The organism is Mesorhizobium sp. ESP7-2 (assembly GCF_020164715.1).
Taxonomy (GTDB): domain Bacteria; phylum Pseudomonadota; class Alphaproteobacteria; order Rhizobiales; family Rhizobiaceae; genus Mesorhizobium.
On sequence record NZ_JAIUGQ010000018.1, the window covers coordinates 54,815 to 75,859 of the forward strand.

Below are 21,045 nucleotides of genomic sequence, written 5' to 3' on the forward strand. Positions count from 1 at the left end.
CCTACTCCTCCTCTTCATATGCGTCCCTGAAGTCTGCGCCGATCTCGCCCAGGAAACTCGATTCCGCGCTCTGGGCGATGTCGCGATGGCGTTTCTGGTAGAGCTCCCACAGCTTGGCATTACGTCCGCCGGACAGCAGATTGCCGATGGCGGAATTGGACTTAAGCTCTTCCTCGATCACGGCCGGATCGAAACGGTCGATCATGCGCCGAAGCGCGGCCTGAACGCCGCGCCAAGCGCGTACGTGATGCTGTGCAAGATCCTTTACCGCATCGTTGATCGCCGCCTCGCCGGATAGAAAGCCCGGACTGCGTTCCGAGATGATGGTGACGATGACATCGTCGGCCGTCGGCAGGAATTTAAGCGGGTTGACCTCGGAAGCGCCGACCACCGTCTGGGCGACGCGCGCGCTACCCTTCTCCTCGGCGCGCTTGCGCAGGAGTTGCATCAAGCCATCCAGCATCAGCCGGTATTCACGCCCGAATTTTTCCATTTCGGCGATCGAATCGCGGCCGGGAAAATCGGCCTCCTCGACGCCCATGCCGCGCAAGAATGCGGCACGAAGCGCCATATCGCTGGATGCGGGCTGCGCCGGGCGCGCCGGCCTGGGCGTTGGAGCGGCGCGTCGCGGCGGCGGTGGCTCGGCTGCCTGCACCGGCACATCCCAGGCATGCCCGGCGCGCGGCTTTTCAGCCTGATGCTGCACACGTCCTGCCGGGTCGGCTCCGTTGGCGAGAGGCGGGGTCGCCGCCGGCCCAAAGCTGAAATCGTCATCGAAGCTGGCCGGCTTTGCCGCATGCCCTGACGCATCGTTGCGCGAAGGCATTTCGCCGAACCCGAACGGATCTGGCTGACCTGGAGCAGCGACATCACCGGATTGCGACGTCGCCACCGGGTCGAGGCTGAACGGGTCGTCAAAGGCAGGCGAACTGCCTTGGCTCGATGCGCGATCATAAGCCCCCGGAACAGGCTGCTCGAACGGGTTCGGCAGGTCCGCCGGGCGTGGCGGGCGTGGTTCTTCCTCGACCTTGGCCGAGAAGAAGTCGTCGCCGCCGATGCTGGCAGGCGTTCGCGCTCCGGGCGATGACCACGCAGGCGCGGGTTGGCTCGCGACCGGAACCGGGCCTACTGACGTCCGGTTCGCTTTGGATTGAACCTCGACATGGAACACATAGTCGCCCATGCGCAGCCGCATGCCGCTCTGCAGCCGCATCGACCTGCCAGGTCCCAGGGGGCTGTCGGAGTCATCGACGAACAATCCGCTGCTCGACGTGTCGGTAATGAAATAGCCATCCCGATCGCCGCTGATCTTGCAATGCGCGCGCGAGACGAACATGTCCGGGTCGTCGATCTGCCAGCCAGCATCGGCGCTGCGCCCGATCACCAGTTCGCCCTCGTCCAGCCGGCTCTGCCTGACCACTTGCGAGCGCGGGCCTTGTTCCAGCGTCAGCAGCAGGCTCATGCGGCCGCCTCCGCCATTTCCGGCCGCCAGCCGACGATGGCGTGCAACCTGAGATCGTCGGCGTCACCCCTTTCGGCGGGACGCGCCAGCCAGGCTGTTCGGCCAAGCTGGACAGTCCCGACCCGTGGCGGCGGCACGGCTTTGCACGCGAGCACGATGCGCAAATCGCCGTCGAGCGTCTCGCCGATCATGTCGCGTACCGCCTTCTTGAACAGGCCAAGACGCCGTTCGCCAGGCAGGAACGACCTGAAGTCGTCGAGGCTTAGCGGACCGACGCGCAGTTCGATCCTGCTTTGGCGGCTGAAGACCCGCGGCCCGATCGTCGCGCCGCGTCCGAGCCCGGCATGGGCCTTGCCGAGACGCGTCTGCAGTGCCGTCGGTATGGTGGTCCAAGCGGCAACGAATTCCTTGACCTGCACCGGCACCTTGAAGGCGGTGGCGAGAAACAGCGTCAGCCGCTCCACGCCGTCGACCTGGCTGGCGAGCGATCCAGCCTGTCGCAGTCGCACAGTGTCGAGTTCGGGATCCTGGGTGCCGGGGAGGCCGATCCCCGACATTGCCTCCAGCATGGCGCGAACACGCCCGCCGACGGACCGCTCGACCTGCACCGCCGGATGCGCGTCAGCCCAGGCGCGATAGTAAAGGGCCATGATGCGGTGCTGCAGGATGTTGACGAAATCGACGAAGGTCGTGTCGCTGGTCTGCTCGGCATCGGCCCCGGTGAACCAACGTTGGGACAGCCGGTCGAGCACCCAGCGTGTCAGATGCAATGGCATCGGTCCTTCCGGTCCAAGCAGCCCGAGATTGGCGACGGTCACACGGGCGGGGGCCTTCTCCCCGGCGTCCTGGAGCTTGACGACGTCGCGGGCCGAGAAGCTCAGGCGCACATGCTGGCCAAGTCTCGCCGGCTCGCGGTCGGCCGTTCCGGAATGGCCGAACAATCCACGGCGCTGCTCCAGGCGCCGTAGCAGTTCGAAAAAGTCGAAGCTCTCCAGCAACAGTTCGGCCGCGACTGTTGCGGGCTCCGCTAGATCAGGTAGCGATTGCCGGGCGTCATCGGCCATGGCACGTCCTCCTGCTTCTGCAGCAACCGGGTACGGGTCCGCACAAATCCGTTTATCCCTGCATGGCGGGCGAACAGCCGCGAAAGCAGGGCCGAAAGCAGCAGCGAACTTTGACCCGCCAGCACGGACTGGTCGACATGCAGTGTCACTTCGGTGCCGCGTCCGAAACACATTGGCCCGTCGATCTGGAGCCGCTCGATCACTGGGCGTGAATCGATGCGCACGATCGAATGCACGTTGCGGGCAAGGCTGGGATCGCCCCGATCGGCATAAAGGTCAAGCAAGGCATGCAGCGGATCCACGCCACGGCCCTCCTGGGCAAGGCTGAGGAAGTTGAGAGAGAGCTGCGCCACCAGTCGCCAGGCGAGATTGTCGGCGCGGGATTCGCCTGCCGCGCTGGCCGGGAGGGACGCCGGGATGGCCGCCTGCGGCGCCCGCAACGCTCCAAGCAAGCGCACCGCCTCGACCGGATCGGCCGTCTCCAGAGTCAGCGTCGGCGTGTCGTCCAGGATAGGCAGGTCGCGGTTGGTGCACAGAGCCGAGATGTCGAGACGCTTCAGCGGCCGGTTTGGCACGCTTCCTGCCGGCCGTGAGACGGCGATAAAGACGTCGTCGCCAGTGTAGGAGGTGCGGGTCAGACCTTCGCGCCGCTCATCTTCGGTGGCTCGGCGCGGGCGTCGCTCGGTCGAATAGACCCAGCCGCTGCCGCGGTTCTGCCCCAGGCTGAACAATTCGGGAATTGTCGCCTCGCCGCTCTCCGCATCGGCGTCCTCGACCCGGGTGACCCGGAAGATCTCGAAATCCCGCGCCCGGGTGCGGTCGGCGTGCAGCACCTGACGCGTTTTGCGCGGATCGATCTCGATGACGTTGCATTCGCGTTCGAACAGATTGATGACCGGCGTCACGAACAGCTCGAAATCGGCAACCGTCACATCGGCGAGCTCGGGTACCGGACGCCGGAACAGGAAGATGATCTCGATCCCCGCATCGCACTTGCGGACCACGGGCTGGAGGCCGGCGACCCGTACATAATGGAAGCGCTCCGGGATCATGAAATATTCGCGCAGCAGCCGGTATCCCTCGAAGGTCGGACGGGTGCGCGGCATCAGCGCTTCGTCGTCGCGGATGCCGATCATTTCGGGCTCGGGCAGCGCCGTTAGCGGATTGGTCTTGCCTTCCGCCCGCGCGCCGAGAGCCGAGCAGGCGCCGAAGATCGCATCGAAAAGCAAGGGTGCCCTGGCACGCCCGGCGAAATAAAGATCGAGACGGTCGAGCGACAGTTCGCTGAGCTTGCCTTTTCCCGTCCGGGCAAGGGTGACGCGAAACGCCGCCTCGCCGCGCGCGTCGCCGATCGGCGCGATTCCGGCGGCGGCGAGCGCGCTACGATCCTGGAAATAGCTGACCGAGGCGATCGCAATCGGCCACAGCGTGACCTCCTGCGCGGTGGTGAAGGTCGAACGCGTCGAAAGCCCTGGATTGAGGCCGGAGACGAGTCGTGTGCCGCGCGCGACGGCGTGGCCGGCAATCATCGACTGCACCTGCTGGCCGGGTTTCAGCACAGCCATCGCCGTCGCCGGCGCCGGCGTCACCAGATCCGGGTAAAGCACATCGAGCACGGCGCGCGAGAAGCGCGAGCGCTCCGCGTCGACCTTGAGACGGGTGCGCGCGGCCAGGAAGGCCACGCCGTCGAGCAGCCGTTCCACATAAGGGTCGGGACATGGGACCGTGTCGAGGGAAAGATTACGGGCAACCGCAGGATGCATGTCGGCGAATTCCGCGGCCAACGCCCGGATATGGGTCAGTTCTTCTTCGTAATACTCCACGAAGACCCGATCCATCTCAGGTCTCCCGGAATTCGGTTCGTGCCAGGCCGTTGTCGAGATTGATCGTGGTGCGCAGCCGCATACGCTCTGGTGTAGGGGCCATGGTCAGCACCGCGTCGATCTCGATCTTGAGGCCGACGCTCTTGTCGCCGAGCGTCACGTTGACGGTCGTGGCACTCTCTTTCAGGCGTGGCTCGAAGGTGGCAAGCACTGCGCGGATTTCGCGCGCCAGCGCATCGCGGTCGAAATCCCGCGAAGAACGCCCGGAAAAGGACGGCACACCATAATTGACCACGCTGCGGCGCACCTCCGGAAAGTCGGCGAGCGACGGCAGTTCGTCCAGGGGCTGTTCGTGTTCGGTATCGGAAAGCATCGGTTCGGATTCGAAGCGCTCGGTGTTGAACAGGGCCTCGATGTCGCGCCGCACGGCTTCTCTCAACACGCGTGCCGAAACCACCACGCCGCGGCTTTCGATCTCGGCGCGATGCTCGGTCTGGAAGACCAGCCGGTGCAGGCGCTGTTTCTGCTCGGGCGTGAGTTCGGCGTCGGCATCGATGGCGCGCGCGCTGCCGGCAAGAAGAGCCTCGACGCGCTCGGCGCCGAGTTCTTCATCCAGCAGACGGCGCAGCCCGTCGATCTCCGATGCCAGCCCCGGCAAGTCGTTGACGAGGCGGTCCCAGAGCGAGGGCTGGACCGCCTCGCGCTTTGCCCGCGAACTGCCGGCAAGCTGCGGCTTCGGGCCATGCCGCTTGGCCTCACTTGCCGACATAGACGTCCATTTCGATCTCGTCGTCCTTGTCGTAGACGAACTTGATCTTCTTGTAGGCGAAGCTGACTTCTTCCTCGATAAGATCGGCCTCGTCGGCGGCCTGCCGCATATCGTACTCCATGACCGAGGCGTCGGTGAGCGTCACAACCAGATAGTCGCTGGTCTCCCCGTCAATGGTGCGGCGTGCCGAGAACACCACCTCGTCGAGCGCCTTGTTCTCGAACAGCGCCTTTTTCAGATATGGCGACGACTTGTCGTAGTGCTTGATGAATTTGATCATTCCCATCGACACACGGCCGCGTCGCGAAAGCGAATTCGGGTCGTAGGGCGCTATCATCTTGTAATCGACGCCATGCACTTCGATCTCGTCTTCATGGCCGTCGCGCTTGCTCGGGCCCTTGATGTCCGGAACTTTCAAAAATCCATCGATCTTCATTGAAGGAGCCTCGCTTCTCTCTGTGGTAGGCATTGTCTTTCTCCACCGCTTTCAAACGAAACAGGATGACTTCGCTGCGACTTCAGCCCTTCACTGACGGCAGTTCCGATACCAGCCGGAGGGAGGCGTTGATGCCTTCCAACTGGTAGTGCGGACGCAGATAGAAACGGGCATTGTAGTAACCGGGCCGGCCTTCGACGCTGTCGACCTGAACCTCGGCCGCGGCAAGCGGACGCTTTGCCCGCGCCTTGTCGTCCGCGAAGGCTGGATTGGCCAGCACGTACCGGTTGATCCATTCGGTCAACCAGATCTCCATATCGGTGCGTTCCTTGAACGATCCGATCTTGTCGCGAGCGATCGCCTTAAGGTAATGCGCGAAACGCGACACCGGGAAGAGGTAGGGCAGGTTGGCGCTCAGCCGTTCGTTTGACTGGGCGTCGGGGTCGACGAGGCGCCCGGCGCGCGTCTCGTCATCCTGGAGCGAGTGCGCGCCGATGAAGGCTGCGAGATCGGTGTTCTTGCGGTGCAAGATCGGCATCAGGCCGAGCTTCGCCAGTTCCGCCTCGCGCCGGTCGTCGATGGCGACCTCGGTCGGGCATTTCATTGCGATCGAACCGTCGTCCGTCGGGAAAGCGTGCACCGGCAGGTTGAGCACCGTGCCGCCATTCTCGACGCCGCGGATCTGCGTTCCCCAGCCATAGAGCTTATGGCTGCGGTTGATGTTGACGCCCATCGGGAAGGCGGCGTTCATCCAGACATATTTGTTGTGGTCGCCGCCCACCTCTTCCTCGAAGGTGAAGCCCTTCACCGGAACGGTTTCCGAGCCGTAGGGCAGGCGTGCCAGCACGCGTGGCATGGTGAGCCCGATATAGCGGGCATCCTCGCTCTCCCGCAGCGACTGCCAGGAGGCATAGGCCGGGTTGTTCACGATCATCTGCAGGTCTTGCGGGTTCGGCAGTTCCTGCCAGCTGTCCATGCGGAACAGCCGCGGCGAGGCGGCCGCGATGAATGGCGTGTGCGCCGAGGCACAGACACCCGAGATGTTGCGCAGCAGGCCGACGTCGCGCGGATGGTTGGAGAACTCGTAGGCGCCGATGATGCAGCCGATCGGCTCGCCGCCCAGCATCGAATACTCGTCCGTGTAGACTTTCTTGAAGATCGGGCTCTGGTCCCACATCTGGCCTTCGTAGTCTTCCAGCGTGTCGGCCAACTGCTCCTTGGAGATATTCATCACCCGGATCTTCAGCTTGGTGTCCGTCTCTGTGTTATTGATGAGGTACCAAAGGCCTCGCCAGGTGCCTTCCATCTCCCGCACTTCCGGGGCATGCAGGATCTCGTTGACCTGCGTCGTCAGCATCTTGTCGATGCCCGCGATCAGCGACTTGATCGACTTGATCGCGTTGGACGAGATGGTCGTCGTTTCGGAACGGGACTGAGCGGCCAGCGCCAGGTTGCGCACCAACTGCTGCAGTTTCTCACTGTCGTCCTTCTTGACCTTGAAATCCTTTTCAAGAAGGCCGCTGAATTCGCCAAGATCGATGGCTTCGGCCTCGGCGGTAGCGGCTGCGGTCTTTTGCTGTTCGGCCATGACTTACTCCTCGCCCTTGCCGTCGGAAATCGCCTGGCTGGCGATCTTGCTAAGCAGCGGCTCGTTGTTCAGAAGCTGCGCGATGCGCTTTTCGGCGTCGACCCGTCCATCCATGAAGCCCAGCAGTTCCTCGAGTTGGCGCCGCATCTTGAGGATCTCGGCCAGTTGCGGCACCTGCTCGGCGACCTTGTCCGGCGCGAAGTCACCCATCTTCGCGAAGGTGAGATCGATCGCCAATTCTTCGTCTCGCTCCTGGCCTTCGGCTTGGGGCAACGTGTTCTTCACGCGCGCCTTCACGCGTGGTCCCATCGCTTCCATGAATTTGGGGAAGCGATTGGCGTCGGTTTCGACGAAATTGCGGTCCAGAACCGACTTCGACGCTTCCTTGGTCTGCGAGGCGCCGGAAAGGTCGGCCATGACAGCCATGACGAACGGCAACTCGATCGTCGTGGGGCTGCCGTAGGTTTCGACGTCGTAGGCGATCTGCACGCGCGGGGCGCGGTTTCTTTCGATGACCTTGGCTTTGCTCTCTGCTGGCATGCTTGTTACCTTTCATCCTTCTGGGCCGGCTTCTTGGGGTCGGGGACACCGGCAAGCAGCCGGAACTCCTTCAGCCCCGACGGGGCGAGATCTTCCATCAGTTCCACGAAATCCATGTGCACCATCCTGCGCACGCGCCGGGCGAGATGCGGGATAGGGCTGGACGGTTCGGTGCGGTCGTAGAAGGCAACCACGAGATCGAGGCATTTGACGACCTCGTCGCGCGAGTTGATCCGGTCAGGCAGGCCAGCGCTGGTTTCCACAGGGCTTGCCACACTTGCCATCGTCTCGGCTCCATGACCGTTTTGGGTGGGCGTCGATGCCGGTTGAGCGGGCTGCGGTGCAGGGTTTGCCGCACCGTTGGCCATGGCGCCGATGCTGGAATTCCGCTCCAGCGTCGTCAGCAAGCGCTGCAGGAACTTCTTCAGATCCGGAACGGCCGCGCCGTTGCCGTCGATGCGGGCATTAAGCGCGGTGTCCACTGCCTCCAGCGCCGAAATCGCTGCGTGCGCATCAGCCAAAAGTGTCGTGACAGCGTCCGCGGCCTGATCGATCTGTGCCGCGCATCCAGTGCGCACCCGGTTCAGCAACTGGTTGTGGGCGGCCGTCAGCGCCGCCTTTTCGGCGGGCCCCAGGCCGGAGGCAGCTTCCTGGAGCATGACGCGCTCGTCGAGCGCTGCCTGTTCTAGGTCTCGCCCGCTGATCGGCCCGATGGCGCGCGGTGAGAAGAAGACGGTCTGCCTGATGTTCGCCAGCAAGCCTTCCTGGCCGTTCTGGAGGTCGAGCAGCGCATTTATGCGTCGTAGCGCTGCGTCGCGGGGCGTGGCACTCGTCCGCAAAGCCGGATGCATCGTATCCCAATACTGGTCGAAAGTTCTTGCGATTAGGGTTAGCCCCTGGGCGAGGCCGGCGAGTTTCTCTTCATTGGCCAGCGCTCGCGTGACGATGACCAGAAGGCGCAAATCCCGGCCGCGCGACCGCAGTTCTTCCGATTTTTCGAGGACGGCCGCCCAGTCGACTAAGCTGGTTGATTGCGAAGCCTTGTTGCCACCGTCGTGGACGACCTTGAGCTGGGCTTCCGTGAGCCGCTCCAGCTCTTGAAAGGCCGGGTCGTTGCGCAAATCCTCTCCCGACGGGTTCGCACCGTTCAGAGGATTCAGCCAGAGTGCGAGATCAATCACACCTACCCCCAGCAAAGGGCCCTGTGACCCATGTGACGCAACGTTATCATCGGTCCCATGCCACGACAATTGAGCACTTCCTCAAAAACTAACAGAAGCTGAATGCTCCAGTAATCTTTCGGCCAACCCGTTGCGCGGTTGGCAGGCCGGGTATGTGAAATGGCTCGCGTGGTTCAGACCACAATCCGGGTTTGTTGCAGGAGTTTGCAGGGCTTGTGTAACCACGAGGTGCCGCCTGAACCGAGTCGGAAGGCCCTCGTTCGTCACACGGCTTTGTCAAGCAGCCGCTTCTATGGCAGGGTACGGTCAGCAGATCTCGGGGGCAGGTTCAAATGGAACAGCGCCGATCGTCGCAGAGTTTCAAGCGCAAGGAACTCGTTGCGAAGCTCAATCCCACGGGGGTGCGCGCCTTCAAGGCCGCCGCGGACACGGCCAAGCTGCGCGGCAACCCCTATGTCGAGCTCGTCCATTTCGTCCAGCAACTGGTGCTGTCAGAGCGCTCGGATGTGCAGATGATCGTTGCCGATGCCGGGCTGGATGTCAGCCGGTTGACGGCGGATATGACCCGCGCAATCGATAAGCTGCCCTACGGCGCGACCTCGGTGGAGGAATTTTCCGATCACATCTTCCATGCCATACAGGAAGGCTGGAGCTTGGCCACACTGGAATTCGGTGTCGATGAGGTGCGCAGTGCGCACATTCTTCTCGCCTGCCTGAAGATACCGGTGCTGGAAGGGCTGGTTTCGAAAATCAGCGCCGAATTCGACAAGATCGATGCGGATGGGGTCATCGCCCGCTTCGTCGAAGTCACTGAGGGCTCGCTCGAAGCCGGCTCACCTCCTGCCGTAGCTGCGGCCGAAACACCGGTGAAACGCGGCCCGGGCGGGGATTCAGCACTCGCCAAATACGCCACCGACCTGACCCGGCGTGCCCGCGACGGCAAGATCGATCCGGTCATCGGCCGCGATCCTGAAATCCGCCAGATTGTCGACATCCTGATGCGGCGCCGGCAGAACAACCCGATCCTGACCGGCGAGGCGGGCGTCGGCAAGACGGCGGTCGTTGAGGGCTTTGCCTTGCGCATCGCCCAGGGCGACGTGCCGCCGACGCTTCAGAATGTCAGCGTACGCATGCTCGATGTCGGGCTGATGCAGGCGGGCGCCAGCGTCAAGGGCGAGTTCGAAAAGCGGCTGAAGGCCGTCATCGACGAGGTCCAGTCCTCAGAGACGCCGATCATCCTCTTCATCGACGAGGCGCACACGCTGATCGGCGCCGGCGGCGCGGCGGGAACCGGCGATGCGGCCAATCTCCTTAAGCCCGCGCTCGCGCGCGGCGAGCTTCGCACCATCGCCGCCACGACCTGGGCCGAATACAAGCAGCATATCGAGAAGGATCCGGCGCTGACCCGTCGGTTCCAGGTGGTCAAGATCGAAGAGCCTTCCGAAAGGGTGGCCGTGCTGATGTTACGCGGTGTCGCCGGTGTTCTTGAGCAGCACCACAAGGTGCAGATCCTTGACGAGGCGATCGAGGCCTCGGTTTCGCTTTCGCACCGCTACATTCCGGCCAGGCAGCTGCCGGACAAGGCGGTCAGCCTCCTCGACACCGCCTGCGCCCGCGTTGCCGTCTCGCAGCATGCTACGCCGGCGGAGGTCGAGGACATTCTGCGCCGCCGCCAGGCGCTCGAGGTCGAGGAAGGCATCATCGGCCGCGAGGCAGCGATCGGCATCGAAGTGGCCGACAGACAGGCTCGCGTGGAGGCCGGGTTGGCGGAAACCGAGACCACGCTTGCGGCAGCGCAAGCGCGCTGGGATCGGGAAAAGGCGCTTGTCGCCGAGATACTCGACCTGCGCGCCAAACTCCGAGGCAAGGGCGTGCCACTCGACACGGTGGAGGGCGGGGAAGACGCTCCGGGTGAGGCCGTCGATGCGCCCGCTGCCACGGCGCATGAAGGCAAGGCACCTGAGGCCAAAACTCCGCAACCCGAGACGGCCGAACCCAAGGGCTCGAAGACCAAGTCCACGAAAACAAAGGCGGCAAAGATGGAGGCCGCTGCCGCACACGAGCCTGTTGCCGCGCCGGATTCCACTGCTGATCTGGCACGACTACGCGAATTGATGGCGGAACTTGCCGAGGCTCAGGGCGAGACCCCGCTGATCCTGCCGTCGGTCGATCGCAATGCCGTGGCTGCCGTCGTCCAGGACTGGACCGGCATCCCGACGGGACGGATGCTGTCCAGCCAGACCGAGAAGGCGCTCAAGCTCGCGGCCACTTTGTCTGAGCGCGTTGTCGGTCAGGACCATGCGATGGAGATGATTGCGAGACGTGTGCAGACCAGCCGCGCCGGCCTCGGCGCACCGGAGAAACCGGTCGGCGTGTTCCTGCTTTGCGGCCCCTCCGGCGTCGGCAAGACCGAGACAGCCCTGGCGCTTGCCGAAACGCTCTATGGTGGCGAGCAGAACCTGATTTCGATCAACATGTCCGAATTCCAAGAGGCTCACACGGTCTCGACGCTGAAGGGCGCGCCGCCCGGTTATGTCGGCTATGGCAAGGGCGGCATCCTGACCGAGGCCGTGCGGCGCAAGCCTTATTCGGTAATCCTGCTCGACGAGGTCGAGAAGGCGCATCCGGACGTGCATGAGATCTTCTTCCAGGTCTTCGATAAGGGCATGATGGACGACAGCGAAGGCCGCCGGATCGACTTCAAGAATACGCTGATCCTGCTCACCTCGAATGTCGGCTCCCAGGTTATCATGGACCGCACGAAGAACGGCACCTTGCGCACCGGCATGGACGATCTAGACACCGCCTTGCGCGATCCGCTGCTGAAAGTGTTTCCGGCCGCTTTCCTCGGCCGCGTGGTGACAATCCCTTACTATCCGCTCTCGGACGCGATGATCGAGGCGATCACCAGACACCAATTCGACAAGATAGCGCGGCGCCTCAAAGCAACAAACGATGCTGAACTGGTGATCGGCGACGGGGTCATGGACATGGTCAAGGCGCGCTGCACCGAGATCGAATCCGGCGGACGCATGATCGACGCAATCCTCACCAACACGCTGCTGCCGGAACTCAGCCGCGGCGTGCTCAATCGCTCGCTGGAGGGCAAGAAGATGACAAAAGTCACCGTCGGTGCCTCGTCGGAGGGATTTACCTACTCTTTCGAATAGTTTAGCCATCACGCATTCGCGCGCCCACAAAGCGCGTTACGATGGCTGGACGCGGAATGAGCTGCTTTCCTGCGCCGTACCCCGCGGCGTGACCGAGTTCACAATCGAGGAACCAGCGTTGCTTTGTGTCGCGGCCTTGGGAGAGTGGACTTGCCGCATTCCCTGGGTTGTGAACTCCGAGCCGCGATGCTCGCCGGTGCCATGCAAGCGCGCTAGGGCCTGGACAGAGCATGACCTTGACGGGCGAGAGAACCTGCGGCACGCGAAAGGAACAACGGTGGCCGTGGCTAAGGAGGACCAGGAGCGCATCAACTGGATGGGACTGTGATCGCCAGAACGCCTGTGTGTGCATAGCCCTTGCGCAAAAAAGCCCGGGCGCGGGAGATCAGTTGGAAGGGATGGCGCGACTAAAGGGATTCGAAGTCCTATCCCAGATTTGTAGTCTGGTTCTAAGTTTTGGCTCACCACTGAAATCAATCGAACACGGTGGCGATCATCGCGCTAGGCAGCACGATTCGCCAGCACTGCGTGCAGAGCCTCGGGCTTAAGGTGCGTGTACCGTTTTAGCATTTTCCAGTCCTTGTGCCCCGTTACCAGAGCTACCTGTTCAATTGTGAATCCGGCCTCGAAAAGACGGCTCGTGCCTTCGTGACGCAAGTCATGAAAATGAAGGTCGTGGATGTTCAGCTCTGCGCACCCTCGACGGAAGGCGGTGCCTACTGACTTATGATTAAATGGGAAAATTCGATCATCGTCATTGCTGCGCTGTGTCCGCCGCTCTTCAACAATAGCCCACGCATCATAGCCAGTGGCTGCGAACAGCGGTATGCGCTGATTGTTGCCGTTCTTGTTCCGAGGGTCTTTCCTGTCGCGGATGAGAAGCATCCGCGTGCGAGATTGCAAATCGGACCAACGCACCTTGCAAATTTCTTCCTGGCGCATCGCGGTTGCGACGGCGAACCGAATGATCTGGCTAATCGGTACAATTTGGCGAGGGTTTGCGTCGAAATGATCAATTAGCTTGTCAAGTTCTTCCTGTGTCGGTCGTCTATCGCGCTGCTGGCCTTTCCCAACGAGGCCAAGCCTCTTCAGGGCGATACGCGCCAGATCAACCGGCTCGACCTTGACAGGTAAACCGTGAACAGCGGCTGCATGAGACAGGATAGGTTTCACAAAGCCGATGTCGATGCCGAGAGTCATCGGTCCGGCACCCTGGGCGGCCCGGTCGCGACCAAAACGAATGAGCCGTTCGCGATCGAGAGCCGCGATGTTGCACTTCCCCAGATGTCTTTGGAGCATATCGAGGGCAGCGGCCTTGGAGCGGCGAGGGGACTTGCCTACATCGCACATGTCGTCGATATGAAGGTCGATGAGTTCGCCGAAGGTCTTCAGGCGTGCTGTACGGGACTTGGTCGGCGTCTCGCCGCGGTCGACTTGGCGCTCGGTGTCGGTCGCCCATCGCCGGGCGTCGTCTCGGCGCAGGAAAGTTTCGCTGACGTAGCGACCTTTGCGACGAACCTGCACGCGCCAGGAACCGGATGAGAGTTTTGTGTAGGTGGCCATTTTTTCGTGTGCGCTCCGTGTGCACTGAGAGATCGAAACGTGGCGAAAAGGGTCGTATTCTGGCGTAAATTCGGGTTGGCTCGCCAGGAGCTAAGAATTTGATGTTAAAGAAAAAATGCTGAAATATCAAGAGCATAGACTGGCTTTGGCCCCTATGATGGACTGGACGGACCGGCATTGCCGGTTCTTCCATCGCCGGCTGACGGCACATGCGCTGCTTTACACCGAAATGGTTGTTGCCGACGCGGTCATCCATGGCGCGCGCGAGCGGCTGCTTGGCTTCGATGAGGTGGAACATCCCGTCGCCCTGCAACTTGGCGGCTCGGATCCCGAAAAACTTGCCGAAGCGGCGCGGATTGGCCAGGCTTTCGGTTATGACGAGATCAATCTCAATGTCGGCTGCCCGTCCGACCGCGTCCAGTCCGGCACATTCGGCGCCTGCCTGATGAAAGTGCCCGACCTTGTCGCCGATTGCGTCACCGCGATGAAAGCGGCGGTGACGGTGCCGGTCACGGTCAAATGCCGGATCGGGGTCGACGAACAGGATCCGGAGCCGGCGCTCGATGCGCTGGCGAATGGGGTTTTCGATGCCGGCGCCGATGCCTTGTGGGTGCATGCACGCAAGGCATGGCTGGAAGGTCTGAGCCCCAAGGAAAACCGCGACATCCCGCCGCTCGACTATAACAGGGTCTATCGGCTGAAGGCTGGAAAACCGAACAAATTCATCGGCATCAATGGCGGTATTCAGTCGCTTGAAGAGGCGCGGGCGCATCTCGATCAGATCGACGGCGCCATGCTCGGCCGTGCCGCCTATCACACACCCGGCATTCTGGCTGGTGTTGACGCCGCCTTCTACGGAGCGCGGCCGGAAGCGTTCGATTTCGGGGCGCTGATCGATGCGATGGCGGACTACGCGGGGCGCCACATCGAACAGGGCGGGCGGCTCGGCCATGTCACCCGTCATATGGTCGGGCTGTTTCACGGACTGTCCGGCGCGCGCCGCTACCGCCAGATACTATCCACCGACGCGACCCGGCCCGGAGCCGGGCCTGACGTGCTGAAGAAGGCTTTCGCGGCTGTCGAATTCGGTGGAGCGGCCGCCGAAGCGGCCTGACCTTACAACATGTCGCGGCGAATAGGATTCGCCTGCCTGCTGTAAGCTTCTGATTTTATGCATGTCGTTATCCCGGAACCGAGGACACTTCCGGGCGACATGCATTAGTCCCTGAGGATCATACGGTCGCCGCGCACGTCGAAGCCCGACAGCGAACCGATGAAGTTCATGCCGAGCAGGCTTTGGCTCAGCATGCCGGGAGCGGCGATCATCACCGGCATATCCTTGCGCACGATGCCGCCGATCGCCACCTCGTCGGTCTTGACCGCAGCGGCGCGCGCGATGCCGTTGGCTGTCGAAACCGGTATTGTGTAGTTGAGCGCCGCCGGATTGAAGCCGGCAGCTTGCGCGTCTTCCGAAGTCAGGACCGTGCTGGTCGCGCCGGTGTCGACAACGGCCCGCACCGGATTGCCATTGACCAGGATGCGCGCCTCGAAGTGACCGTTGTCGGCCTTGTCGAGGGTCACGGTGGCGTGGCCGTCTTCGACGCCGAGCGCCAGCGGGCTGCCGGGAACGAGCCCTGCGGTCACCCGGCTGGCGACGTCCTGCAGTTCGTAGCGATATTGATAACCGGCGATCAGCGCGAGCACGATGGCAGCCCAGGTGCCGAGGTTGCGGGCCACCACTCCTAGCGGAGCCGACCGCAGCAAGCCGGCGCCGATAAGGGCACCGAAAGCCCCAAGCCAGATCAACCGGCCAAAATCGTAATTCTCGACACCGAGCGTGCTGCCGGCGGAATCGTTGAGCATGAGAAGCGCTGCCCCCACACCGATCACCGCCATCACAGTCCAGAATAGCCGGCTGCTCATCCGTCCTCGCTAGGGTGCGTCGCGTTCGCGCGCCATGCGGGTGCGGCGCGTTTCCCGGCGCGGCCGGCGCTCGACGGTTTCCAGCCGGGCCGGCAGTTCGGCCATCACGCTGCGGCGTATCTCCGGCGTCATCCCCATCCAGGCGCCGATCTCCTCGCGCGTGCGGCCGCAACCGAAGCAGAATCCGGTTTTCATATCGATCGAACAGACCAGGATGCAGGGAGATTCGATGGCCGTCATGACTTTCTCTCGAGGGACCCGGTCCGGAATCCGCTCTTCCACCTCCACATGGTGCAACGGCAAAGCCAATGCAAGCCCTCGCGATAGCGCCTTCCATGGCCGCCTTTGCGGCAAATCAGGACAGACGATCGAGGAGGTTGTGCCGATCGCGCAAGGCAGCTATGCCGCTCCTCTGATCCAGGAACGATTGTTCGCGACATGACCAGTGCACTGCCTTTCGACGATTTCCGCAACCTGCTGGACAATTTGCCGGCTGCCGACCTCAAAGCCGAGGCACGCGTGCGCACGCTGTTCGCCAAGGCCGACAAGCCGGAGAATTCGCTTGGTCGCGTCGAGGACATCGCCGCGTGGCTCGCGGCATGGAGCGGTCGCGCTCCGCCTGCCGTGACCAGGCCCTTGATGGCTGTCTTTGCCGGCAACCATGGCGTTGTCAGGCACGGCATTTCGCCGAGGCCCGTGGCGGCGACCGCCAACGCGGTCGAGCTTTGCGCCGCCGGCGGTGCGGCGATCAACCAGATCTGCATTGCCAACGACCTCGGTCTGAAGGTGTTCGATCTTGCCCTGCACATCCCGACCGGCGACATCACCGAGGAAGCCGCGCTCGATGAGCGCGGTTGCGCCGCCACCATGGCCTTCGGCATGGAGGCGATAGCCGGCGGCACCGACCTGCTTTGCCTCGGCGATCTCGGCGTCGGCAACTCCACCGTGGCCGCCGCGCTGTTCGCCGCGCTGTTCGGGGGCAGGGGTGCCGACTGGGTTGGCCCGGGATCCGGCGCCGATGCGGCGATGCAGGTCCGCAAGGCGGAAATGGTCGATGCGGCGCTGGCGCTTCACGGCCACCATCTCGAAGACCCGCTAGAGGTGCTGCGCCGGGTCGGCGGCCGCGAGTTCGCGGCGATAGCCGGTGCAATCCTTGCCGCGCGGATGCAGCAGATACCGGTACTGCTCGATGGCTTCGCGGCAACGGCGGCCGCGGCGGTGCTGCATGCGGCGAATTCCGCAGTGTTGGACCATTGTCTTCTCGCCAGCCTGTCGCCCGAGCCCGCGCATGCAAGGGCCGCCGAGCATCTCGGGTTGCGTCCGCTGCTCGACCTGGGCATCGGCCACGGCGAAGGTGCGGGAGCAGCCCTGGCAGCCGGACTGGTCAAGGCCGCGGCATTGACCAGTTCAGGCATGGCGGCGGCTGTGCGGGGCTAGAATCTCCCGGTCCTCGCGCGTCAACGCCGGATATTGGGAATGCGGTAGACGACCGAGGTATATTTCGAATTCGAGCGTGTCTCGACTATTGATCCACCAAGGCCTTCCGCGATCCTTCTGCTCGCCACGTTTTCTTCTGCGACTGGATACTCGAAGCAAATCCGGATTGAATTCCTCGGACGCCCATGCCGCCATGGCGGCAACGGCCTCACGGCCGATGCCGTTTCCATGTACGTCCTCCCTTAGGCAAATTCCGTTCTCGGGACAGGCAGTCCTGGCCGCGTGGAGGCCGACAAGCCCGAGACAGCGACCGTCCGTCAACGAACGCACGACGAAATGCAAATCCGATCCGTCAAGGATCGGCGCAAGCCAGGATCGCCATATCTCTTCAAAAGCCGTTGGTGATCGAGGTGGTTCCCACTGCATGAAACGGGTTATCGCGGGAGTGATCGCGGCAAAGACGTCCGCTGCATCGTCGGCCGTAAACAGCTTCAGGCGAAGCCGCTCCGATTTGATTTCGAGGCCGCTGGCATCCCACTCCGCCGTCATTGCGGTCTGCGTACCTTCTTCCAGTCCGTGTCGACGTACGTTTGCAGCGGCGTTACCGCCGCCGCGCGGCCACCGCAGCGGTCGGCAGCGCCGGCAGTTCTTCCATCACCCTGCTCAGCGGGAAGATGGCGATCGCCTCGGTGCCCTCGCGCAGCTTGGAATGAAGCTCGAACTCACCGCCATGCATGGCGAGCAGCCCTTGCACGATCGGCAGGCCAAGCCCGGTGCCTTGCTCGGCGCTCTTGATGGCGATCGAACCCTGGCCGAAGGCTGAAAGCACGACCGGAATCTCGTCCTCGGGAATGCCGGGGCCGTTGTCCTTGATCGAAATGTACTGGCCGCCGCCCGCCGTCCAGCCGACCCGGACGCGGATTTCGCCGCCGGTGGCGGTGAACTTGATGGCGTTGGACAGAAGGTTGAGCGCGATCTGGCGCACGGCGCGCTCGTCGGCGAACAGCCGCGGCAATGTCTGTTCGAAATCCTGAACGACGCGGATATCCTTGTTGCGTGCTTTCAGCTCCATCATGTGGCAGCAATCCTCGACGATGTTGAGCAACATCACCGGCTCCTCGTTGAGCTGGTATCGGCCTGCCTCGATGCGCGACAGGTCGAGGATTTCGTTGATCAGGTCGAGCAGGTGCTGGCCGGAATCATGCACGTCATGGGCGTAGTCGCGATAGGTGGGATTGCTCATCGGCCCCAGCACCTCGTTCGCCATCACCTCGGAAAAGCCGAGAATGGCGTTGAGCGGCGTGCGCAATTCATGGCTCATCGAAGCGAGGAAACGCGATTTTGCCAGGTTGGCGTCCTCGGCTCGCCGCCGCGCCTCGTCCGACATCGATTTCGCCGTCTCAAGCTCCACCACCAGCGCGTCCCGTTCGGAGCGGAACGACAGCATCATCACCGACGAACGGTTGAGGTTGCGCGCCACATAGGCAAAGAAAGGCAGGGAGACGACCAGCAGCCCCGCCATGACCGCCTCGACCGGCATCCATAAGCTCACCCCCGTGTAGGCAAAGAGCGCCACGGGGATAGCAAAAGTGGCCAGCAGGGCGCCGCTCAGCGACGATGCCATGACTGCGGTCGCCGCCATGGCGACCAGGAGGACCACGGCTTTGACCACCTGGAACTGGTCGACCTGACATGTGTCGCAGCCCAGCCAGACGAACCAGGCCCAACCGAGACCGCACAGAAAATGGCCTACCAGGAATTCCCTTCGCGTTTGCAAGGGGTTGAGCTCGGAAGCTTCAGTACGCTCGATGCGCCGCGCCATGAAAGCGACTATTGTATAGCAGGTGAGCGTAAACAACGCCCAGAGCCCGATCTCATTGCCGACACCGGCCAGACGGCCGGCCACGGCGATCGCCAGGACGAGCAGCGGGATGATCACGGCGCCGCTTGTCATGGCCTGGGCGTGGAGCTTCAGCAGCTCGCGGTCGAAATCGGGATTGCCCGCCTGCTGCGAAAGACGGTCGCGCGTCTTGCGCACCGCGCGCGCGACATCGGTGTTGCGATGCCGTTTCCTGCGGTCCACAATGAACTTGTCCGCTGTGTTCGAGCGTTGCAAGGGCATCAAAAGCTTCAATTTATGCGCGCAGCGATTTCAAGGTGTTAAGCTACGTTCGAATGATTAACCAACCGTTTGCCATATGAGCCGTTCCTGGTCGCCGAGGTCGCGCCCGCGGTACGCTGCACCGCGCCCGAGAAGCCTGTGGCGCAAGCTACTGGACTACGGGCTGGCCGCCATCATCCTGGGGCTGCTGATCCTGCTTGCGGCGCGTCTCGATCGGGTGGAGACACGCAAGACGCAAGGTAGCGCCTTCATCAATGATGGCGATTCGATCACGCTCGGCACCGAGCGCATCCGCATGCGCGGCATCGACGCTCCGGAATACACCCAGACCTGCCGCAAGAACGGCGCCGATTATGCCTGTGGCACGCTGGCGCGGCAGTCACTGGTGCGCCTGATCGCCGGCAGGCCGGTCACCTGCAGCGGCTGGCAGCGCGATCGCTATGGCCGGTTGCTTGGCGACTGCAAGGCCGGCGGCACCGACCTCAACCGCGCCCAGGTCGAGGCCGGCTGGGCCGTCGCCTATGGCGACTTCGAAGGCGAGGAAGTGACCGCGCGCGCGGCAAGGGTTGGCATCTGGGCGGGTACGTTCGACCAGCCGCAGGACTGGCGCGACAGCCACCACGGCGATGTCGTGGAGCGAAAACATGGCACGCTGGCGTCGATCGGCGACGCGGCGCGCGAGATATTTCGCTTCTGGTGAAGCGTTTCCGGCCGAAGGAAAAGGAGGATCGAAATGAAGCTGTTCGACGGCGGTCGTGCGCCCAATCCGCGGCGGGTTCGCGTTTTCCTCGCAGAGAAGGGGATCACGGTTCCGTTGGTGCCCGTCGACATGGGCGCGCTGGAACACAAGCAGCAGTCGGTCAGTTCGCGCAACCCGCTGCAGCGCCTGCCGGTTCTCGAACTCGATGATGGCACCATCCTCACCGAATCCGTCGCCATCTGCCGCTATTTCGAGGAGCTTTATCCCGAGCCGGCATTGTTCGGGCGCGGCGCGCTTGGCAAGGCGCAGGTCGAGATGTGGCAGAGGCGGATGGAGTTTAACCTGCTCAACAGCGTCGCGCAGGCTTTCCGTCACATCCATCCGGCCATGAAAGAATGGGAAATCCCGCAGATTCCCGAATGGGGCGAGGCCAACAAGCCGAAGGCGCTGGATTTTCTCAAGCTGCTGGACGCCGAATTGGGCAGCCGCGAATTCGCCGCCGGCGACAGCTATTCGATTGCCGACATCACCGGCATGATCGCGATCGACTTCATGAAGCCGGCACGCATCAAGGTGCCGGAGGAATGCACCAATGTGCTGCGTTGGCATCACGCCGTCTCCAGCCGGCCGAGTGCCGCCGCTTGAGCGTCGAACTGGACAGGTTCGCCGAGACGGTCCGCGCTTGCCGCATCTGCGTCGACAATCCCATCGGCAAGCCGCTGCCCCACGAGCCGCGTCCGGTGCTGCGACCATCCTCCAGCGCCCGCATCCTGATCGCCAGCCAGGCCCCGGGAACCAAGGTGCACCTGTCGGGCATGCCCTTCACGGATGCGTCCGGCGACCGCCTGCGCAACTGGCTCGGTGTGACCAGCGACGAATTCTACGACATCGAGAAATTCGCCATCGTGCCGATGGGCTTCTGCTTTCCCGGACAAGACGCCAAAGGCAGCGACCTGCCGCCGAGGCGTGAGTGCGCCCCGGCCTGGCGCGCGCCCTTGATGGCGTCGATGCCGCAGATCGACCTGGTGCTGACGATCGGCATCTATGCGCAGACCTGGCACATGGGCGCGGCGCGCCGCGCCTCGCTCACGGAAACGGTGATGAACTGGTGCGCCATCTGGGAGAATTCTGTCGGCCCCAAAGTGCTGCCACTGCCACATCCATCCTGGCGCAACACTGGCTGGTTGAAGCAGAATCCATGGTTTGAAACGGATTTGCTGCCTTTCCTGCGGTCGGAAATCCGCTCTCGCCTCGGTTAGGCATTCAG

At 63.1% G+C, this 21,045-nt stretch carries 19 protein-coding genes; 6 read left to right on the forward strand and 13 right to left on the reverse strand.

Going from position 1 to position 21,045, the window contains the following annotated elements; translation table 11 throughout:
• Window position 1: 1 nt before the first annotated feature.
• The 8 genes from tagH to tssA form a co-directional block, all read right to left on the reverse strand.
• Complete coding sequence (gene tagH, locus LB543_RS18310) at window positions 2–1,462, reverse strand: type VI secretion system-associated FHA domain protein TagH (protein ID WP_224615072.1); 1,461 nt, start codon at window positions 1,460–1,462, stop codon at window positions 2–4.
• Complete coding sequence (tssG, locus tag LB543_RS18315; RefSeq protein WP_224615073.1) at window positions 1,459–2,526, reverse strand: type VI secretion system baseplate subunit TssG; 1,068 nt, start codon at window positions 2,524–2,526, stop codon at window positions 1,459–1,461. The genes tagH and tssG overlap by 4 nt, the downstream gene beginning before the upstream one ends.
• Complete coding sequence (tssF, locus tag LB543_RS18320; RefSeq protein ID WP_224615074.1) at window positions 2,490–4,364, reverse strand: type VI secretion system baseplate subunit TssF; 1,875 nt, start codon at window positions 4,362–4,364, stop codon at window positions 2,490–2,492. Before tssF ends, tssG begins: the two co-directional genes overlap by 37 nt.
• 1 nt (window position 4,365) lies before the next feature.
• The gene (gene tssE, locus LB543_RS18325; RefSeq protein ID WP_224615075.1) at window positions 4,366–5,118 is read right to left on the reverse strand and encodes a type VI secretion system baseplate subunit TssE; all 753 of its coding nucleotides are present in this window, start codon (window positions 5,116–5,118) and stop codon (window positions 4,366–4,368) included.
• Window positions 5,105–5,554, reverse strand: coding sequence for an Hcp family type VI secretion system effector (locus tag LB543_RS18330; RefSeq protein ID WP_027047140.1), 450 nt, complete (start codon window positions 5,552–5,554; stop codon window positions 5,105–5,107). Before LB543_RS18330 ends, tssE begins: the two co-directional genes overlap by 14 nt.
• Window positions 5,555–5,636: 82 nt before the next feature.
• Window positions 5,637–7,142, reverse strand: coding sequence for a type VI secretion system contractile sheath large subunit (tssC, locus tag LB543_RS18335; protein ID WP_010910844.1), 1,506 nt, complete (start codon window positions 7,140–7,142; stop codon window positions 5,637–5,639).
• Between the two features lie 3 nt (window positions 7,143–7,145).
• Window positions 7,146–7,682: a type VI secretion system contractile sheath small subunit gene (gene tssB, locus LB543_RS18340; RefSeq protein ID WP_140763773.1), complete on the reverse strand. Its 537-nt coding sequence runs from the start codon at window positions 7,680–7,682 to the stop codon at window positions 7,146–7,148.
• Between the two features lie 5 nt (window positions 7,683–7,687).
• Complete coding sequence (tssA, locus tag LB543_RS18345; protein WP_224615111.1) at window positions 7,688–8,863, reverse strand: type VI secretion system protein TssA; 1,176 nt, start codon at window positions 8,861–8,863, stop codon at window positions 7,688–7,690.
• Window positions 8,864–9,195: 332 nt separating this feature from the next.
• On the opposite strand from tssA, the gene tssH reads away from it, so the two are divergent.
• Window positions 9,196–12,033: a type VI secretion system ATPase TssH gene (gene tssH, locus LB543_RS18350; protein WP_224615076.1), complete on the forward strand. Its 2,838-nt coding sequence runs from the start codon at window positions 9,196–9,198 to the stop codon at window positions 12,031–12,033.
• Between the two features lie 501 nt (window positions 12,034–12,534).
• Here the strand turns inward: tssH and LB543_RS18355 are convergent.
• On the reverse strand, window positions 12,535–13,596 hold the full coding sequence (locus tag LB543_RS18355) for a site-specific integrase (protein WP_224615077.1): 1,062 nt from the start codon (window positions 13,594–13,596) through the stop codon (window positions 12,535–12,537).
• 115 nt (window positions 13,597–13,711) lie between these two features.
• On the opposite strand from LB543_RS18355, the gene dusA reads away from it, so the two are divergent.
• Window positions 13,712–14,710 (forward strand): tRNA dihydrouridine(20/20a) synthase DusA, encoded by a 999-nt coding sequence (gene dusA, locus LB543_RS18360; protein WP_224615078.1) that lies wholly within the window; start codon window positions 13,712–13,714, stop codon window positions 14,708–14,710.
• Between the two features lie 104 nt (window positions 14,711–14,814).
• On the opposite strand, the gene LB543_RS18365 is transcribed toward dusA, so the two are convergent.
• Window positions 14,815–15,519, reverse strand: a complete 705-nt coding sequence (locus tag LB543_RS18365; protein WP_140812787.1) for a TIGR02281 family clan AA aspartic protease — start codon at window positions 15,517–15,519, stop codon at window positions 14,815–14,817.
• Window positions 15,520–15,528: 9 nt separating this feature from the next.
• Complete coding sequence (locus LB543_RS18370) at window positions 15,529–15,759, reverse strand: DUF1289 domain-containing protein (RefSeq protein WP_224590329.1); 231 nt, start codon at window positions 15,757–15,759, stop codon at window positions 15,529–15,531.
• A gap of 198 nt (window positions 15,760–15,957) precedes the next feature.
• Between LB543_RS18370 and LB543_RS18375 the strand changes: the two genes are divergently transcribed.
• Window positions 15,958–16,956 carry a nicotinate-nucleotide--dimethylbenzimidazole phosphoribosyltransferase gene (locus tag LB543_RS18375; RefSeq protein ID WP_224615079.1) on the forward strand — a complete coding sequence of 333 codons (999 nt, stop codon included), beginning with the start codon at window positions 15,958–15,960 and terminating at the stop codon, window positions 16,954–16,956.
• Here LB543_RS18375 and LB543_RS18380 read toward each other — a convergent pair.
• Together LB543_RS18380 and LB543_RS18385 are read right to left on the reverse strand one after the other, a co-directional pair.
• Window positions 16,927–17,505 carry a GNAT family N-acetyltransferase gene (locus LB543_RS18380; RefSeq protein ID WP_224615080.1) on the reverse strand — a complete coding sequence of 193 codons (579 nt, stop codon included), beginning with the start codon at window positions 17,503–17,505 and terminating at the stop codon, window positions 16,927–16,929. The two genes, LB543_RS18375 and LB543_RS18380, sit on opposite strands and share 30 nt — an antisense overlap.
• A gap of 52 nt (window positions 17,506–17,557) precedes the next feature.
• Window positions 17,558–19,078, reverse strand: coding sequence for a sensor histidine kinase (locus LB543_RS18385; RefSeq protein ID WP_224590332.1), 1,521 nt, complete (start codon window positions 19,076–19,078; stop codon window positions 17,558–17,560).
• Between the two features lie 76 nt (window positions 19,079–19,154).
• Between LB543_RS18385 and LB543_RS18390 the strand changes: the two genes are divergently transcribed.
• The 3 genes from LB543_RS18390 to LB543_RS18400 are packed head-to-tail and all read left to right on the forward strand — an operon-like array spanning window position 19,155 to window position 21,037.
• Entirely contained in the window at window positions 19,155–19,778 is a 624-nt protein-coding gene (locus LB543_RS18390) for a thermonuclease family protein (protein WP_224615081.1), read from the forward strand.
• Between the two features lie 33 nt (window positions 19,779–19,811).
• Entirely contained in the window at window positions 19,812–20,423 is a 612-nt protein-coding gene (locus LB543_RS18395; RefSeq protein WP_140812793.1) for a glutathione S-transferase, read from the forward strand.
• Window positions 20,363–21,037, forward strand: a complete 675-nt coding sequence (locus LB543_RS18400) for a uracil-DNA glycosylase family protein (RefSeq protein WP_140812794.1) — start codon at window positions 20,363–20,365, stop codon at window positions 21,035–21,037. The genes LB543_RS18395 and LB543_RS18400 overlap by 61 nt, the downstream gene beginning before the upstream one ends.
• Window positions 21,038–21,045: the final 8 nt, after the last annotated feature.

What these genes read in the sequence shown, in the direction of transcription:
- tagH (WP_224615072.1), bottom strand. Translation starts at nt 1,462, where the DNA reads ATGAGCCTGCTGCTGACGCTGGAACAAGGCCCGCGCTCGCAAGTGGTC.
- tssG (WP_224615073.1), bottom strand. Translation starts at nt 2,526, where the DNA reads ATGGCCGATGACGCCCGGCAATCGCTACCTGATCTAGCGGAGCCCGCA.
- tssF (WP_224615074.1), bottom strand. Translation starts at nt 4,364, where the DNA reads ATGGATCGGGTCTTCGTGGAGTATTACGAAGAAGAACTGACCCATATC.
- tssE (WP_224615075.1), bottom strand. Translation starts at nt 5,118, where the DNA reads ATGTCGGCAAGTGAGGCCAAGCGGCATGGCCCGAAGCCGCAGCTTGCC.
- LB543_RS18330 (WP_027047140.1), bottom strand. Translation starts at nt 5,554, where the DNA reads ATGAAGATCGATGGATTTTTGAAAGTTCCGGACATCAAGGGCCCGAGC.
- tssC (WP_010910844.1), bottom strand. Translation starts at nt 7,142, where the DNA reads ATGGCCGAACAGCAAAAGACCGCAGCCGCTACCGCCGAGGCCGAAGCC.
- tssB (WP_140763773.1), bottom strand. Translation starts at nt 7,682, where the DNA reads ATGCCAGCAGAGAGCAAAGCCAAGGTCATCGAAAGAAACCGCGCCCCG.
- tssH (WP_224615076.1), top strand. Translation starts at nt 9,196, where the DNA reads ATGGAACAGCGCCGATCGTCGCAGAGTTTCAAGCGCAAGGAACTCGTT.
- LB543_RS18355 (WP_224615077.1), bottom strand. Translation starts at nt 13,596, where the DNA reads ATGGCCACCTACACAAAACTCTCATCCGGTTCCTGGCGCGTGCAGGTT.
- dusA (WP_224615078.1), top strand. Translation starts at nt 13,712, where the DNA reads ATGCTGAAATATCAAGAGCATAGACTGGCTTTGGCCCCTATGATGGAC.
- LB543_RS18365 (WP_140812787.1), bottom strand. Translation starts at nt 15,519, where the DNA reads ATGAGCAGCCGGCTATTCTGGACTGTGATGGCGGTGATCGGTGTGGGG.
- LB543_RS18370 (WP_224590329.1), bottom strand. Translation starts at nt 15,759, where the DNA reads ATGACGGCCATCGAATCTCCCTGCATCCTGGTCTGTTCGATCGATATG.
- LB543_RS18375 (WP_224615079.1), top strand. Translation starts at nt 15,958, where the DNA reads ATGACCAGTGCACTGCCTTTCGACGATTTCCGCAACCTGCTGGACAAT.
- LB543_RS18380 (WP_224615080.1), bottom strand. Translation starts at nt 17,505, where the DNA reads ATGACGGCGGAGTGGGATGCCAGCGGCCTCGAAATCAAATCGGAGCGG.
- LB543_RS18385 (WP_224590332.1), bottom strand. Translation starts at nt 19,078, where the DNA reads ATGCCCTTGCAACGCTCGAACACAGCGGACAAGTTCATTGTGGACCGC.
- LB543_RS18390 (WP_224615081.1), top strand. Translation starts at nt 19,155, where the DNA reads ATGAGCCGTTCCTGGTCGCCGAGGTCGCGCCCGCGGTACGCTGCACCG.
- LB543_RS18395 (WP_140812793.1), top strand. Translation starts at nt 19,812, where the DNA reads ATGAAGCTGTTCGACGGCGGTCGTGCGCCCAATCCGCGGCGGGTTCGC.
- LB543_RS18400 (WP_140812794.1), top strand. Translation starts at nt 20,363, where the DNA reads ATGCACCAATGTGCTGCGTTGGCATCACGCCGTCTCCAGCCGGCCGAG.